The organism is Micromonospora desertarenae, from assembly GCF_056150265.1.
Map to the genome: position 1 here is coordinate 47,698 of NZ_JAXCFQ010000010.1, position 15,413 is coordinate 63,110.

The 15,413-nt window shown below is 73.8% G+C and carries 15 protein-coding genes; 6 read left to right on the forward strand and 9 right to left on the reverse strand.

The genetic code is table 11. The features are described from left to right. Positions 1-70 precede the first annotated feature (70 nt). Positions 71-763, reverse strand: coding sequence for a response regulator (locus SM577_RS20755; protein WP_302921455.1), 693 nt, complete (start codon positions 761-763; stop codon positions 71-73). Positions 764-797: 34 nt separating this feature from the next. Beyond that, positions 798-2,084, reverse strand: coding sequence for a sensor histidine kinase (locus tag SM577_RS20760; RefSeq protein WP_302921079.1), 1,287 nt, complete (start codon positions 2,082-2,084; stop codon positions 798-800). 101 nt (positions 2,085-2,185) lie between these two features. Here SM577_RS20760 and SM577_RS20765 point away from each other — a divergent pair, with 101 nt between their 5' ends. Beyond that, positions 2,186-2,350: a DUF397 domain-containing protein gene (locus tag SM577_RS20765; protein WP_474587760.1), complete on the forward strand. Its 165-nt coding sequence runs from the start codon at positions 2,186-2,188 to the stop codon at positions 2,348-2,350. A gap of 66 nt (positions 2,351-2,416) precedes the next feature. On the opposite strand, the gene SM577_RS20770 is transcribed toward SM577_RS20765, so the two are convergent. Continuing rightward, positions 2,417-3,676, reverse strand: a complete 1,260-nt coding sequence (locus SM577_RS20770) for an MFS transporter (RefSeq protein ID WP_474587761.1) — start codon at positions 3,674-3,676, stop codon at positions 2,417-2,419. 105 nt (positions 3,677-3,781) lie between these two features. Here SM577_RS20770 and SM577_RS20775 point away from each other — a divergent pair, with 105 nt between their 5' ends. Next, a complete protein-coding gene (locus SM577_RS20775; protein ID WP_474587762.1) occupies positions 3,782-4,375 on the forward strand; it encodes a CGNR zinc finger domain-containing protein in 594 nt (197 codons plus the stop codon). Between the two features lie 134 nt (positions 4,376-4,509). On the opposite strand, the gene SM577_RS20780 is transcribed toward SM577_RS20775, so the two are convergent. After that, the gene (locus SM577_RS20780) at positions 4,510-5,277 is read right to left on the reverse strand and encodes an SDR family NAD(P)-dependent oxidoreductase (protein ID WP_474587763.1); all 768 of its coding nucleotides are present in this window, start codon (positions 5,275-5,277) and stop codon (positions 4,510-4,512) included. Positions 5,278-5,474: 197 nt separating this feature from the next. On the opposite strand from SM577_RS20780, the gene SM577_RS20785 reads away from it, so the two are divergent. Continuing rightward, positions 5,475-6,401 carry an RNA polymerase sigma-70 factor gene (locus SM577_RS20785; RefSeq protein ID WP_474587764.1) on the forward strand — a complete coding sequence of 309 codons (927 nt, stop codon included), beginning with the start codon at positions 5,475-5,477 and terminating at the stop codon, positions 6,399-6,401. 64 nt (positions 6,402-6,465) lie between these two features. Here the strand turns inward: SM577_RS20785 and SM577_RS20790 are convergent, their stop codons facing one another. The 3 genes from SM577_RS20790 to SM577_RS20800 all read right to left on the reverse strand — a co-directional run bounded on the left by SM577_RS20790 (position 6,466) and on the right by SM577_RS20800 (position 8,567). Next, positions 6,466-7,416 carry an HAAS signaling domain-containing protein gene (locus SM577_RS20790; protein ID WP_474587765.1) on the reverse strand — a complete coding sequence of 317 codons (951 nt, stop codon included), beginning with the start codon at positions 7,414-7,416 and terminating at the stop codon, positions 6,466-6,468. Beyond that, positions 7,413-7,754, reverse strand: coding sequence for a PadR family transcriptional regulator (locus tag SM577_RS20795; RefSeq protein WP_474587766.1), 342 nt, complete (start codon positions 7,752-7,754; stop codon positions 7,413-7,415). The genes SM577_RS20790 and SM577_RS20795 overlap by 4 nt, the downstream gene beginning before the upstream one ends. Before the next feature lie 168 nt (positions 7,755-7,922). Continuing rightward, positions 7,923-8,567 carry a hypothetical protein gene (locus tag SM577_RS20800; RefSeq protein ID WP_302921086.1) on the reverse strand — a complete coding sequence of 215 codons (645 nt, stop codon included), beginning with the start codon at positions 8,565-8,567 and terminating at the stop codon, positions 7,923-7,925. Positions 8,568-8,924: 357 nt separating this feature from the next. On the opposite strand from SM577_RS20800, the gene SM577_RS20805 reads away from it, so the two are divergent. Both SM577_RS20805 and SM577_RS20810 read left to right on the forward strand, forming a co-directional pair. Further along, positions 8,925-10,349, forward strand: coding sequence for a serine/threonine-protein kinase (locus SM577_RS20805; RefSeq protein ID WP_474587767.1), 1,425 nt, complete (start codon positions 8,925-8,927; stop codon positions 10,347-10,349). An 82-nt stretch (positions 10,350-10,431) separates the two neighbouring features. Further along, the gene (locus SM577_RS20810; protein WP_474587768.1) at positions 10,432-10,563 is read left to right on the forward strand and encodes a VOC family protein; all 132 of its coding nucleotides are present in this window, start codon (positions 10,432-10,434) and stop codon (positions 10,561-10,563) included. Here SM577_RS20810 and SM577_RS20815 read toward each other — a convergent pair. Continuing rightward, positions 10,560-11,108 (reverse strand): hypothetical protein, encoded by a 549-nt coding sequence (locus SM577_RS20815; RefSeq protein WP_302921089.1) that lies wholly within the window; start codon positions 11,106-11,108, stop codon positions 10,560-10,562. The genes SM577_RS20810 and SM577_RS20815 overlap by 4 nt on opposite strands. Continuing rightward, positions 11,101-11,640, reverse strand: a complete 540-nt coding sequence (locus tag SM577_RS20820; RefSeq protein WP_474587769.1) for an RNA polymerase sigma factor — start codon at positions 11,638-11,640, stop codon at positions 11,101-11,103. Before SM577_RS20820 ends, SM577_RS20815 begins: the two co-directional genes overlap by 8 nt. A 226-nt stretch (positions 11,641-11,866) precedes the next feature. Here SM577_RS20820 and dnaE point away from each other — a divergent pair, with 226 nt between their 5' ends. After that, the gene (gene dnaE, locus SM577_RS20825) at positions 11,867-15,400 is read left to right on the forward strand and encodes a DNA polymerase III subunit alpha (protein ID WP_302921091.1); all 3,534 of its coding nucleotides are present in this window, start codon (positions 11,867-11,869) and stop codon (positions 15,398-15,400) included. Positions 15,401-15,413 lie beyond the last annotated feature (13 nt).

Below are 15,413 nucleotides of genomic sequence, written 5' to 3' on the forward strand. Positions count from 1 at the left end.
TAGGTCGCCGGCGGCCGGCTGCCGTCCGTCCACCGGTGGAGCGTCCGGGTCCGCCGCAAGACGGAGCTGATCATCCGCCGGGCCGCACCACCCCGTGCTCGTACGCGAAGACCACCGCCTGCACCCGGTCGCGCAGCCCGAGCTTGGCCAGCACCCGGCTCACGTGGGTCTTCACCGTCGCCTCGCCCAGGTGCAGCTCGGCGGCGATCTCGCCGTTGCTGGCGCCCCGGGCGACCAGCACCAGCACCTCCCGCTCGCGGGGGGTCAGCTCGTCGAGCGCCGCCTGCCCGGAGACCGCCGCCCCGGCCGCGTCGCCGGGCCGGGCGAAGGTGGCGATCACCCGCCGGGTCAGCTCCGGGGCGAGTAGCCCGTCGCCGCGGGCCAGCACCCGGATCGCCTCGACCAGCGCCTCCGGCGTGCCGTTCTTCAGCAGGAAGCCGCTGGCCCCGGCGCGCAGCGCGGCGAACAGGTAGTCGTCCCGGTCGAAGGTGGTGAGGATCAGCACCGCCGACCCGCCCGGCCCCTCCTGCTCCGCGGTGATCCGCCGGGTGGCCGCCAGCCCGTCGACACCGGGCATCTCCACGTCCATCAGTACCACGTCCGGGCGCAGCGCCCGGGTCATGGCCACCGCGCGCTCGCCGTCCGCGGCCTCGCCGACCACCTCGATGTCGTCCTCCACCTCGAGGATGACCCGGAAGCCGGTACGCACCAGGTGCTGGTCGTCGGCGAGCAGCACCCGGATCGGCCGGTCCGCCCCGGTCATCTCGGCGCTCACGCCCGCACTCCGCTTCGCTCGCTCATGACGGACGCTCCGCCGGCACGGGCAGCGGGAACCGCGCCCGGACCCGCCAGCCGCCACCGGCCCGCGGGCCCACCTCCAGCGCGCCGCCGTGCGTGGCGACCCGTTCACGCATGCCGACCAGGCCCAGCCCGTCGGCGTTCGCCGGGCGGGTGGCCCGTCCGTCGTCGGTCACGTCGACCTCCACCTCGTGTGCCAGGTAGCGGATCCGTACGTCCAGCACGGTCGCACCGGTGGCGTGCTTGATCGCGTTCGTCACGGCCTCCTGGGCCACCCGGTACGCGGCCTGGGACACCGAATCGGGCAGCGGCACCGGGTCCCCGAACACCCCCAGCGCGGCCCGCAGCCCGGCCTCGCGGGCCCGGTCCACCACGGCCGCCACCTGGTCGATCCCGGCCGGGCCGGCCGGCTCGGGGCCGTCCGGGCGGGCATCGCGGGCGCGCAGCACGCCGAGCATCCGGCGCAGCTCGTCCACCGCGGTGCGGGCGGTCTCCTCGATCGCGCCCAGCGCCGTGCGGGCCTTGACCGGGTCCTTGTCGAGGACCCGCCGGGCGGCGGACGCCTGCACCCCCATCACCGACACGTGGTGGGCCACCACGTCGTGCAGTTCCCGGGCGATGCGCACCCGCTCACCGACCACCGCGTGCTCGCGGACCTCGGCCTGCGACCGGCGCAGCTGCTCGGCCCGCTCGGCCAGTTCGTACTGGCGGCGGGCGGCCAGCCAGGCGGTCTCCCCGAAGAAGTACGCGAACCCGAAGTACAGCCCGTTGACCAGCACCCCGCTGACGATCGCGGCGAGCACCGGGGGCACCGGCCCGACCGCGCGGGCGAAGGCGTCCGGCGGGATGCTGCCGATGGTGGTCGCGTAGTACACGCCGAGCCAGACGAACATGATGACGATCACGCCCACCCGCAGCCGCTTGGACAGCCGCCGGTCCCGCCCCCAGGCGCCCAGGGTGTAGATCGCGGCGAACAGCGCCCACGACGACAGTTGGGTCTCCGGGGCGGAGCGCGCCTGGGCGGCGATGAACGCGGCCGAGATCACCAGCGTGACGGTGGCGGGGAAGCGGCGCCGCCAGATCAGCGGCAGGGTCACCGCGACGGTCCAGAAGACCTGTTCCGGCCCGGACGGCGGCGGCCCGAGCAGGAACGCCCCGGTGCTGCGGGCCAGGGTGAGGCTGAACAGCGCCAGCACCGTGGCGGCCAGCCCGACGTAGACGTCGAACCGCTGCTGCTCCGGGGTGGGCCCGGGCCGCCGCCAGTCGTCGTCCGTCTCGGTGTTCACCCTGGTGAGGATCTCATCCGGCGGGTCGACGCCGGTCAGGTACCCGGCCCGGACGGCCCGGCCCGGTCCGGCGGGGGGCGCCCGCGGCGGGCCCGGCGGCGGTGACCCGGTCGAGCAGCCGGTCCAGCCGCCCGCGCTCGGCGGCCGCCCCGACCGGCCGGGTCCAGCGGCCGGTGCTGGCCTTCGGCCCGGCGGCCTGGACCGGCTTCCTCGCCGCGGTCACCGCCGGGGCGCTGCGCCCGCGCGACGACCGCCAGCCCTCCTGATCGGGGACCTCGGTCCTCGCGTGACCGGCGGCCGGCTCGCGGGGGCGGTGCGCGGTCGGTGGTGGTTCAGGCGCCTGCCGGGACCCGTTCCAGCCGACGGGTTGTCTCGGCGTCACGCAGGGCCCGGGTGGTGACCCGGGAGGCGAGCGGGAGCGCGGCGAGCACGAGGCCGAGGGCCGCGGCGACGAAGGTGGCGCGGATACCCAGGCTGCGGCCGAGCAGGCCGCCGGCGAGGGCGCCGAGGGGGACGACACCCAGGACGACCAGGCGGTAGGCGGCGGTGACGCGGCCGAGGAGTTCGTCGGGGACCGCTGCCTGGCGCAGGGTGCTGACCACGATCTGGTTCAGCGAGGTGGCGACGGCGGCGCAGAACATGCTGGCGAGGGCGAGGGGCGGGTGGTGACCTAGGCCGAGGATGGCGTAGCTGGCGGCCGGGGCGAGGGCGGCGAGCCAGGTGACGGGGCCGCCGCCGATGCGGGGCACGACGTGTTCGGCGAGCAGCGAGCCGGCGATCGCACCGGCGGCGGGAACGGCGACGAACAGGCCGTAGTGGGCCATGGGCAGGTGGTACGGGCCGGTGATCAGCAGCACGAGCAGTCCACCGGTGGCCGCGCCGAAGAAGTTGATCGCCGCCGAGATGAACGCGACCCGGCGCAGCAGGTCGTGGCGCCAGAAGTGGGCCCATCCCGAGCGGATGTCCTGGGTGATGGTGGTCGGGGTCGAGCGGCGCCGCTCGTGCTCCTCGCCGGTGGGGCGCAGCGCGGGCAGGAGCAGGGCTGCCAGGCCGGCGAGGGCGAAAGCGGCCGCGCCGGTGTAGAAGGCCGCTGATGCCGCCAGCGCGAACAACGCCGCGCCGGCGGGCGGACCGATGAAGGTGTTGATGACGGACTGGGTGGCGAACAACCGGCCGTTGGCGCGCTCGAGCTGCTCGCGCGGCAGCAGACGGGGCGGGATGGTCAGGGAGGCGTTGTCGACCAGCGTCTCGGCGCAACCGGCGAGGAACACCGCGGCGTAGAGCAGTGCGACGTGGCGCCATCCGTTCGCCAGGGCAACGGCGAGCAGCGCGAACCCGGCCGCGCGCAGCCAGTTGCCGGCGGTGAGGATCCGACGTCTGTCCACCCGGTCGGCCAGCGCGCCGGCGGGGAGGGTTGCCACCAGCCAGGGCAGGAACTGCGCCACCGTCATGCCCGCCACCAGGAGCGGGTCACGGGTCAGCGTGGCGACGAGCAGCGGCGCCGCGGCCTGCAGCAGCCCGTCGGCGAGGTTCGAGGACGCTTGGGACGCCCACAGTGCGGCGAACGGTCTGCGTGGGGCGGCGGCAGGCACGAGCGGTCTCCCGACGAGGTTCTCATGGGTGATTGGCTGATTGAGCGTGAGTATGGCAGCGGACCTTCTCACGTGCAACAATGCTTTTACCCATGAGAGGAGCGGATGGTGAGGTTCGGCCACATCGCGGGCGACCCCATGCTCGACCTGGTGAACACCGTTGACTGGCGCCTCGGCGGGCACGAACGCACGGAGCGGCTCAACACCTTCACCGACGTCGTCGACTGGTGCGTCGAGTCGGACCTGGTCAGCGCGGACGAGGCCGTGGCCCTGCGCCACCTCGCCGACCAGGACGACGCGCGGGCCGAGCGGGAACGGCAACAGGTCATCGAGGCGCGCGAGAGGGTCTACACGGCTCTCTTCGAGGACGACCCCGCCGCCGCCGCCGACCTCGCGGGCATGTACCGGGCGGCGATCGCCGCGGCCGACCTGGTCCGCACGGGCGGCCGCTGGCAATGGCAGGACCGGGAAACCGACCTCCGCCTGCCGCGCGACCGCATCGTCCGCGGGCTGGTGGCGCTCACCCAGCGCGCCGACCTCGACCGCCTCCACCAGTGCGAAGACGCCAAGTGCGGCTGGGTCTACCTGGACACGTCGCCGCGCCGGAACCGCCGCTGGTGCAACACGAAGGACTGCGGCGACCGCAACCGGGCCCGCGCCTACTACGCCCGGCAGAAGGCGAAGAGCCGCCAGCCCTGATCCCTGCGACCGGGGGCGTTGATCGAGTCTCGGCGCCGTGCGGTACGGCCGGCCGGCGACCCGGACGCGCCAGGGCCGGCACCCGGTGGGTGCCGGCCGGCGACGCTCGTGGTGGCCGGGTCAACCGGCGCTCGCTACCAGGGCACCGGGCCCTCCGCGCCGAAGAAGCCGCCGGTCGGCCCGTCGGCGCCGAGCGTGGCCAGGCGCACCACGACCGCGGCGCCCTGCGCGGGGGTGAGGAAGCCGGTGTGGTTGTTGCTGTCCGTGGCGCAGAAACCCGGCGCGACGGCGTTGACCAGGATGCCGTCCTTGCGCAGCTCGTTGGCGTACTGCACGGTCAGCGCGCTCACCGCGGTCTTGGACGGCGAGTACGCCGCCGACGGCAGCAGCCCGGCCAGCGGACCGTCCGGGTCGCTGGTCATGGTCAGCGAGGCGGCGTGACTGCTGACGTTGACGATGCGCGGCGCGGGCGACCGCCGCAGCAGCGGGAGCAGGGCGTTGGTCACCGCGATCACCCCGAACACGTTGGTCTCGAACACCGCCCGGACCATGTCCAGGTCGACGGTGCTGGGCACCTGGTCGCGGGCGTCCGCCGGCGAGACCTGCCCGGAGCCGGTGATCCCGGCGTTGTTGACCAGCACGTCGAGGCGGCCGAAACGCTCCTGCGTCCACCTCGCCGCGGCCCGGATGGTGTCCGCGTCGGTGACATCGAGGGCTACCGCGTGCGCCTCGCCGCCGGCGGCCCGGACCGCCGCCGCGGCCTCCTCGCCGCGGCCGGGGTCCCGCGCGCCGATCAGCACCGTCATGCCCGAGGCGGCGAGCTGCTCGGCGGTCGCCCGGCCGATCCCCTTGTTCGCCCCGGTGACCAGCGCGATCGTCCGGTCTGTCCTGTGCTCGTTCACTGGCAGGCTCCTGCTCGTGTGGTCGCCGTGCCGCGCGGGCCGTCCGTGCGGCGTCCTGACGGACATGGAGATGCCGGCGCCCCGGCCCCCGTGACAGCGCGGCGGTGTGGCCCGTGCCACCGATCACGGATGTCACAGGGCGGCGGGGACCGGCGTCTGGTGGGTGGCACAGTCGACGGCGAGGGAGGCAGCCGGCCATGAGCGAGCGACCACTGGACCCCGCCGGACCGCTGCCTTCGGGCGACCGGATGGGCTCCGCGACCGAGGCGTTCGTCGCCCACCGCAACCTGCTGTTCACCGTCGCCTACGAGATGCTCGGCTCGGCCGCCGACGCCGAGGACGTCCTGCAGGAGACCTGGCTGCGCTGGGTGGGCGTCGACCTCGACCCGGTGCGGGACCAGCGCGCGTACCTGGTCCGGATCACCACCCGGCAGGCGCTGAGCCGGCTGCGGACGCTGCGCCGCCGCAAGGAGTCCTACGTCGGCCCGTGGTTGCCCGAGCCGCTGCTGACCGCGCCGGACGTGGCCGAGGACGTCGAGTTGGCCGAGAGTGTCTCGATGGCGATGCTGCTGGTGCTGGAGACGCTCTCGCCGACCGAGCGGGCGGTGTTCGTGCTGCGGGAGGTCTTCGACCTGGACTACGACGAGATCGCCGAGGCGGTCGACAAGAGCCCCGCCGCGGTCCGCCAGATCGCCCACCGGGCGCGGGGCCACGTCGCGGCGCGCCGGCCACGCGGGGTGGCCTCCGCCGCCCAGACCCGGGACGCGCTGGCGGCGTTCCAGCGGGCGGTCGAGACCGGCGACCTGCGGCAGTTGCTCGACCTGCTCGCGCCGGACGTGGTCGTGCTCGGTGACGGTGGGGGAGTGGTGAAGGCGGTGCCGAAGCCCGTCGTGGGCGCCGACCGGGTGGCCCGCCTGCTGACCGCCGGGCTGGGCAGGATCGACGCGGCGTCGCTGCGACCGGCCCAGGTCAACGGCTACCCGGCGCTGATCCTCCGGGTCGACGGCGTGATCGACACGGTCATGGCGCTGCGCATCGACGACGGCCTCATCAGCGGGCTCTACGCCGTCCGCAATCCGGAGAAGTTGTCCCGGGTCGAGCGGGAGATCGCGGTCAGCCGCTGACCCCGCCGGAGCGACGGCCGCGGCCCGGCACCCCACTGGGTGCCGGGCCGCGATGTTCGTGTGGTCAGTGCTGGGCGCGGTACGCCTTGATGGCGCTGTCGATGGTGTCCCAGAGCGCGATCAGTGCTGTGCTGGCGATGACCAGGGTGGCCACGGTGTTCAGGTTGTCGCCCTCGCCGAGCCACTCGAAGCGGTTCACGAGGTCGGGGTTGAGCAGCCGGTCGGTCGCCATCAGCCAGATCACCGGCACCGCGAAGGCCAGGTTGAGCGCGGCGTTGACCGTGACCAGCGGCCAGGTCCACCGGCCGGTGCGGTACTTGGCGATCTCCAGCCCCACGGTGGCGACCAGCACGGCGATCAGGAACGGCAGCCAGAAGCTCCACAGCGCCGGGTCGAGGATCGGCAGGTTCTTCTCACCGTCGGTGGGGACGAACGACCGGAAGTGCTGCACCGGCAGGTAGGCGATGAACAGCGTCAGGAAGCCGATCGAGGCGGCGGTGTCGGTCAGGGTGATCTGCCGGTCGACCGGGCCTTCCGGAAGCTGGTCGACGCTCCAGCGGGGCAGGTGTAGTGGGGTTTTGGTGCGTTCCAGCACCGCGAAGACCAGGGTGACCCAGAAGGCGATGTGCAGCGCCACCGAGAGAGCCGTGGCGACGCCCTCGCCGATCGCCCCGCCGGCGTTGTCGCCGTCGGCGGCCGCGAGCAGCCCGACCAGGATGCCGACCGTGGCCGGTACGAAGCTGAGCAGCAGCTTCAGCAGCCGCTCCCAGGCCAGGTAGTAGGTCGGGCCGATGAGCTGCAACCGGCGGTCGGAGTAGCGGGCGGCCAGCTGTGCCGGGTCGCCCAGTTCGGTGAGGACCTCCCGCTCCGCTGTGGTGGCGTCCTGCCCGCCGGCCGTGCGGCCGTCGATCATGTCCTCGATCGAGCCGCGCAGTTCGGTGGCGATCTCCTCGCGGCGCGCGACCGGCACCGAGCGCAGGGTCGCGGCGAGGTAGCGGTCGGTCAGGGTGGTCATCGGTCGGCTCCTTCGATCAGTTGGGTCAGAGAGGTCTGTACGGCGGTCAGGTCCGTGAGGAGTCGGTCGAGCACCGACTCGCCCTCCTGGCTGGTCCGGTAGAACTTGCGCGGCCGGCTCTCCTCGGTGTTCCACTCGCTGGTCAGCAGCCCCTGCTCCTCCAGCCGCCGCAGCAGCGGGTAGAGCGTGTTGGCGTCGACCGGGAAGCCGTGGTCCGTGAGGCGTTGCAGCAGCGCGTAGCCGTAGTCGGGTCGGCGCAGGGCGACGAGGCTCGCCACCACGACCGTGCCCCGGCGCAATTCCTGGAGGTGGGTCCGCAGGATCTCATCGCTCACCATGCATCACACGATACTGTGTGACACACACTGTTGTCCACCACCATATCGTCGTGCTGATCACTCATGGTGTGACCGACGAGGAACATGTGCCGGCCCGGCCCGCTGAGTGCGGGCCGGGCCGGTGGGCGCCGGGCCGGGGATGCCGGCTGGCCGGTGGTGGCGGGTGGTTCAGCAGGCGGGGCCCTGCCGGAAGGTGCGCTCGACGTACCAGGCCGGGCCGACCTGGAAGGAACCGACACCCGGCCGGATCGGGTGCCCGGTGAACAGCTCCACCCGGGTGCCGATCCGGACCAGGTAGGCGGTGGCGTCGCCGGCGTCGTTGCTGATCATCGCGCCGCGCGGGCCGTAGATCTGCTCCAGCTCGGCGAAGGACATGCCGACCGCCGCCCCGGCGGGCGAGCGCGGCGGCGCGGTGGCGGTGGCCACCTCCACCAGCCGACCGTGCCGGAACGCCAGCAGCACCACGCCGGCCCACTCGCCGGTGGCGCCGGCGTGCACCACCCCGGCGCAGCCGGGCGCTGTCCAGTCGATCCGGCCGGCGGCGGCGAGGCGATCCAGCCGCGCCCCGATCCGGTACGGGCCGGTGCCGCGCACGCTGAGCACCTCGACCTGGGAGCTCCGGGCCGCGGCCGGCCGGGCGGCCGGCCGGGCGGCGACGGCACGGTCGGGCGTGACCGTGGTGGCGGTGCCGGCGGATCGGGCCGCTCCAGTGCTGGGGGCGGCCCCGGGTCGGGCGGCGGCCGGGGCGGCGACGGTGCCGATCGTGGCGAGGGCCAGCGCCCCCGCGACGACGACGGACGAGAGACGGTTCATGGCGGGTTCTCCTCCTGGGTGCGGGTCTCCTGTCCTGTTGGTCTCCGCCCGCACCGGATCCGTTCGTCGCGTTTCCGACCGGCCGCCAACCACCGCCCACCGGCCACCGCCCGACCGACGGGCCACCGCCCACCGAGCCACGGCCCACCGAGCCACCAACCACCGGTAACCGGCAGGCCACCGCCCACGGCCCAACGCCCCCGGCCACCGCCCATCGCCCACGGGCGGCGGCGCTGCGGCGGGCGGGCGCGCCGGTGCGGCGGACACGGCCGGCGGATCGGGGAGTGCCGCCGGCCGGCCGGCCCGTCTACGGTCGAGGTGGACCGTCCCGGGAGGGCGGGTCACGGGGGTGACGGCATGACCGCTCCGGTGCGGATCGGCTCCTACCGGATCGAGCGGCTGCTCGGGGCGGGGTCGTTCGCAACGGTCTGGCTCGGGCACGACCCGGTGCTCGACTCCCGGGTGGCGGTCAAGGTGCTGGCCGAGAACTGGAGCCACGACCTGCGGGTCCGGGAACGCTTCCTGGACGAGGCGCGGCTGCTGCGGCGGCTCGACCACGACCGGGTGGTCCGGGTGCACGCGGTGGGCGAACTGCCCGACGGCCGGCCGTACGCGGTGCTGGCCTGGGCGGACGGCGGCAGCCTGCGGGACCGGCTGGCGCGCGGGCCGCTGCCGGTGGTGTCCGCCGTGGACCTGCTCGGCGAGATCGCGGCCGGGGTCGCCGTGCTGCACCGGCACGGGGTGGTGCACCGCGACCTGACCCCGGGCAACATCCTGTTCCGGTCCACCCCCGCCGGCGAGCGGGTGCTCGTCGCCGACCTGGGGCTGGCCAAGGCGCTCGCCGCCGCCTCCGGGCTGACCGCCCGGGCGGGCACCCCCGGTTACATGGCCCCCGAGCAGGACGACCCGCTCGCCGTGGTGGACACCCGGGCCGACGTGTTCGGGCTGGGCCGGCTCGGCGTACGGCTGCTCTGCGCGGCCGCCGAGCGGCCCGGTGCGCCGGTCCGGCCCCGCCCCGGCGTGCCGCCGGCGGTGACCGCGGTGCTGCGCCGGGCCACCGCACGCCGCCCGGCCGACCGCTACCCGGACGCGGCGGCGTTCCGCGCCGCGCTCTGCGCCGCCGCCGCGCCGCCCGGCGGTGCCGGCGGTGCCGCGGCGCGGCGCGACGGATCCGGTGGGACGGCACCGGCCGACCCGGCGTCCGAGGTGTCCGGGGGCCGGCGGGGCGGCCGGCGCCGGGCCGGGCTGGTGGGGGCGGGCGTGCTGGCGCTCGTCGCGCTGGGCTTCGCGGCCGGGGACGGCGCCGCCCCGCCCCGCCCCGGCGCCGCCACCGCCGGCAGCGGTCCGGTCACCGTCACCCTGCCGCCGGGCTGGCGGGCCGACGGCACCGGTTGGGCCGGCCGGTACGGCGACGACGGGGATCTGGAACCGGCCCTGGTCGTCTCACCGGACCCGGCCCGCTGGGCGGCCGACCCGAGCCTGCCGGGCGCCTTCGTCGGCCTCTCCGCGAGCACCGCCCGGCGGACCGGCGCCGAGGATTTCCTCGCCGAGCGCCCGCACGCCGACTGCGCCGCCGCGCCGGTGCGGCGGACCCGGCAGGGCGGGGTGGACTGGGTGGTGGCCGGGTACGCCTGCCCGCGCGGGCGGCCGGTGATCGTGGAGGCGGCCGGGACGACCCCGGCCGGACTGCTCTACGTGCAGGTGGTGCCGCCGCCGGGCGCGGGGCCCGCGTTCGTCGACGGGCTGCTGGCCGGGGTGCGGGTACGCCCGCCGAACGACTAGGAGCCCGACCTGTCGGGTGATCGTCGGCGGTGGATCGACCTCCCCTAGGGTCGACAGCGTGACAGCCGTTACGGAGCCGCGGATGAGGCTGACGGCGGTGACCCTCGACTGCGCCGATCCGTTGGCGCTGGCCGCGTTCTACCAGCGGGCCACCGGACTCCACCTGAACGATCGATCCGACGGCGACTTCGCCGGGCTGGTCCGACCCCGCTAGACGACCACCACGGTGATGGTGTGCTCGCGGCCGTCCTTCGGGATGGTCACCGCCACCGTGCCGGTCCGCACGAAGCGGATGTCCACCACCCCCGCCTCGTAGTGGCGGGAGACCAGGTCCTCCCGGTCCACCGTGACCAGGCCCGGCCCGATGCCCTGGATGCGCAGCACCGCCCCGGCGGCGAAGCAGAGCGACTCGATCAGTTCCAGTTCGGTCTCGGCGAGGACGATGTCGTACCGGATCGGGCCGTGGCAGGCGGGCGTCGGTGACGGGCTCCGGGTACCCCGGCCGGGGGTGGTCGGCGGGGGAACGGCCGGCGCGGGACGCCGGGTCGTCGGCGCGGCCGTCGACGGGCCCGGCGGGGTCGGCGGGGCCGACGGGGTGCCGGCGGGCGGGCCGGGCGGGCTGGTGGTGCCGGCGGCGACCGGCGCCGGGGGCTGGACGGGCAGCGGCGAGACGGGCCTGTCGCCGCCGCACCCGGCGATCCCGGCGACCACGGCGAGCAGGCCCGCGACGGCGGCGGCCGGTCGGCGGCGCTCAGTCATCGGCGAGCCGTTGCCGGACCTGCCGGCGGGCCAGGTGGACGCGGGACTTCACGGTGCCCTCCGGCACGTCGAGCAGGTCGGCGATCTCGGGGTAGCTCAGATCCAGCACGTCCCGCAGGGCGATCACCTCGGCCAGTTCCGGGCGGACCGCGTCGAGCGCGTCGAGCAGATCGAGCCGGGTGCCGGCGACCACGCTGGTGCGCCGCGGGTCGGGCCGGTCGGGCAGCGGCACCCCGCCGGCCTCGACCAGCCAGCGCCGGCGCAGCACCCGGTAGGTGGACCGGGCCCGGTTGGCGGTGAGCCGGTACAGCCAGGTGTGGAACGACGAGCGCCGCTCGAACCGGGTGATGCCGCGGGCCAGCGCGAGCAGGGTGTCCTGGCACGCCTCCTCGGCGTCCTCGCGGTGCGGCAGCAGCCGGGCGCAGAGCCGCAGCACCTCCGGCCGGACCGCCACCAGCAGCGCGTCCAGCGCGGCCGGGTCGCCGCGCGCGGCGGCGTCGGCCAGGTCCTCGATCCCGTCCGCGAGGGGCATCCGCTCGTCCAATGCTCGCCGGTCCGCCGTCGTTCCAGGCTAGGGCCGTCGGCCCCGGGCGGCGAGAGCGAGTCCGGCAGCCGACTGCCCGGGCGGGGCCGGAAGAGATCCACACCACCCGGCCCGGCGTGCCGTGCGGCGCTGCTGGAGGCGCCCGGCGCGGCGGGGATAGGGTAAGCGGACCGACCTCGACCATCCCATGATCCGACCCCGGGGGGCGCTCCGCATGGGCGATTCGTTCGCGCATCTGCACGTGCACACGGAGTACTCGATGCTCGACGGAGCCGCCCGGCTCAAGGATCTGTTCGCCGAGGTCAGCCGGCAGGGGATGCCGGCGGTCGCGATGACCGACCACGGCAACATGCACGGCGCGCACGACTTCTACAAGCAGGCGATGGCGGCCGGCGTCACCCCGATCCTGGGCATCGAGGCGTACGTGGCGCCGGAGTCGCGCTTCCACAAGCAGCGGGTGCGCTGGGGGCGCCCGGAGCAGAAGAGCGACGACGTCTCCGGTAGCGGTGGCTACACGCACAAGACCATCTGGGCGCGGAACAAGACCGGCCTGCACAACCTGTTCGCGCTGACCTCCCGGGCGTACACCGAGGGCTTCTTCGTCAAGTGGCCGCGGATGGACGCCGAGCTGATCGCCGAGTACGCCGACGGGCTGATGGCCACCACCGGTTGCCCCTCCGGCGAGGTGCAGACCCGGCTGCGGCTGGGCCAGGACGCGCAGGCGCTGGAGGCGGCGGCGAAGTACCAGGAGATCTTCGGCAGGGAGAACTACTTCCTGGAGCTGATGGACCACGGCCTGGACATCGAGAAGCGGGTCCGCGACGGGCTGCTGGAGATCGGCCGCAAGCTGGGCATCCCGCCGGTGGTCACCAACGACTCGCACTACACCCACGAGGCGCAGGCCGAGTCGCACGACGTGCTGCTCTGCGTGCAGACCGGCAGCAACATCGCCGACCCGAACCGGTTCAAGTTCGGCGGCAGCGGCTACTACATCAAGTCCGCCGACGAGATGCGCGGCGTGGACGGCTCCGACGTGTGGCTGGAGGGCTGCCGCAACACGCTGCTGGTGGCCGAGCGGGTCGACCCGACCGGGATGTTCGAGTTCCGCAACCTGATGCCGCGCTTCCCGGTGCCCGAGGGCGAGACCGAGGAGTCCTGGTTCCGCAAGGAGACCTTCGCCGGGCTGGCCCGCCGGTTCCCCGAGGGGGTCCCGGAGACCCACGTCAAGCAGGCCGAGTACGAGCTGGGCGTCATCATCCAGATGGGCTTCCCGTCGTACTTCCTCGTGGTCGCCGACTTCATCCAGTGGGCGAAGAGCCAGGGCATCGCGGTGGGCCCGGGCCGTGGCTCGGCGGCCGGCTCGCTGGTGGCGTACGCGCTGGGCATCACCGACCTGGACCCGCTGCCGCACGGCCTGATCTTCGAGCGGTTCCTGAACCCCGAGCGGGTCTCCATGCCGGATGTCGACATCGACTTCGACGAGCGCCGGCGCGGCGAGGTCATCCGGTACGTCACCGAGAAGTGGGGCGAGGACAAGGTCGCCCAGATCGCCACCTTCGGCACCATCAAGGCGAAGGCCGCGATCAAGGACTCGGCCCGGGTGCTCGGCTACCCGTACGCGGTGGGCGACCGGATCACCAAGGCGATGCCGCCGGCGGTGATGGGCAAGGACATCCCGCTGTCGGGCATCTTCGACCCGAAGCACCCGCGCTACGCCGAGGCCGGCGAGATCCGCGGCCTCTACGAGTCCGACCCGGACGTGCGCAAGGTGATCGACACCGCCCGCGGCATCGAGGGGCTGATCCGGCAGACCGGCGTGCACGCCGCTGGCGTCATCATGTCCGCCGAGCCGATCATCGAGCACATCCCGCTGATGCGCCGGGACGCCGACGGGGCGATCATCACCCAGTTCGACTACCCGACGTGCGAGTCGCTCGGGCTGTTGAAGATGGACTTCCTCGGCCTGCGCAACCTCACCATCATCGACGACGCGCTGAAGAACATCGCCTCCAACCACGGCACCACCGTCGACCTGCTCAAGCTGCCGCTGGACGACAAGCCGACGTACGAGCTGCTGGCCCGCGGCGACACGCTCGGCGTATTCCAGCTCGACGGCGGGCCGATGCGCTCGCTGCTGCGGCTGATGAAGCCGGACAACTTCGAGGACATCTCCGCGGTGCTGGCGCTCTACCGGCCCGGCCCGATGGGCGCCAACTCGCACACCAACTACGCGCTGCGCAAGAACGGCCTCCAGGAGATCACCCCGATCCACCCGGAGCTGGCCGAGCCGCTGGAGGAGATCCTCGGCCCCACCTACGGCCTGATCGTCTACCAGGAGCAGGTGCAGCGCGCCGCGCAGAAGCTCGCCGGCTACTCGCTCGGCCAGGCCGACCTGCTGCGCCGGGCGATGGGCAAGAAGAAGAAGGAGGTCCTCGACAAGGAGTTCATCCCGTTCCGCGACGGCATGCGGGCCAACGGCTACTCCGACGAGGCCATCCAGACCCTCTGGGACATCCTGGTCCCGTTCGCCGACTACGCCTTCAACAAGGCGCACACCGCCGGCTACGGGCTGGTGTCGTACTGGACCGGCTACCTCAAGGCCAACTACCCGGCCGAGTACATGGCGGCGCTGCTCACCTCCGTCGGTGACGACAAGGACAAGATGGCGCTCTACCTGTCGGAGTGCCGCCGGATGGGCATCCAGGTGCTGCCGCCCGACGTGAACACCTCGGCGGGGCCGTTCACCCCGGTCGGCAAGGACATCCGGTTCGGCCTGGCGGCCATCCGCAACGTCGGCGCGAACGTGGTCGCCGCGATCATGCGGTGCCGCGAGGAGAAGGGCGCCTACACCGACTTCTACGACTTCCTGTCCAAGGTGGACGCGGTGGTCTGCAACAAGAAGACCATCGAATCGCTGATCAAGGCCGGGGCGTTCGACTCGCTCGGGCACCCGCGCAAGGGCCTGCTCGCCGTGCACGCGGACGCCATCGACGCGTACGCCGACGTCAAGCGCAAGGAGGCCGTCGGCCAGTACGACCTCTTCGGCGCCGGGTTCGGCGAGGCGGAGACCGGTGGCAGCACCACGGTGATGCCGGTGATCGGCGACGGGGAGTGGGACAAGCGCGACAAGCTCGCCTTCGAACGCGAGATGCTCGGCCTCTACGTCTCCGACCACCCGCTGTTCGGCCTGGAGCACGTGCTCGGCGCGGCCGCCGACTGCACCATCGCCGCGCTGTCGGAGGAGGGCACCGTCCCGGACGGCGCGGTGGTCACCCTCGCCGGCATCCTCTCCGGGGTGCAGCGGCGGGTCACCAAGCAGGGCCGGGCCTGGGCCTCGGCCACCCTGGAGGACCTCGCCGGCGGGGTGGAGACGCTCTTCTTCCCCAACACCTACGAGGTGATCGGGCAGTACATCGCCGAGGACGCCATCGTGGTGGTGAAGGGGCGGGTCGACCGGCGCGACGACACCCCGCGGATCATGGCGATGGACATGTCCATGCCGGACGTCAGCAGCAGCGCCGCCAACAAGCCGGTCACCCTCACCATCCCGGTGACCCGGTGCACCCCGCCGCTGGTCGAGCGGCTCAAGGAGACCCTGGTGCTGCACCCGGGCGACGCCGAGGTGCACGTCAAGCTGCTCAACGGCAGCCGGACCACCACGCTGCGGCTGGGCCCGTTCCGGGTGGCGGCCACCACCGCGCTGATGGCCGACCTGAAGAGCGTCCTCGGCCCGGCCAACGTGAGCTGACGCGGCTCACCCG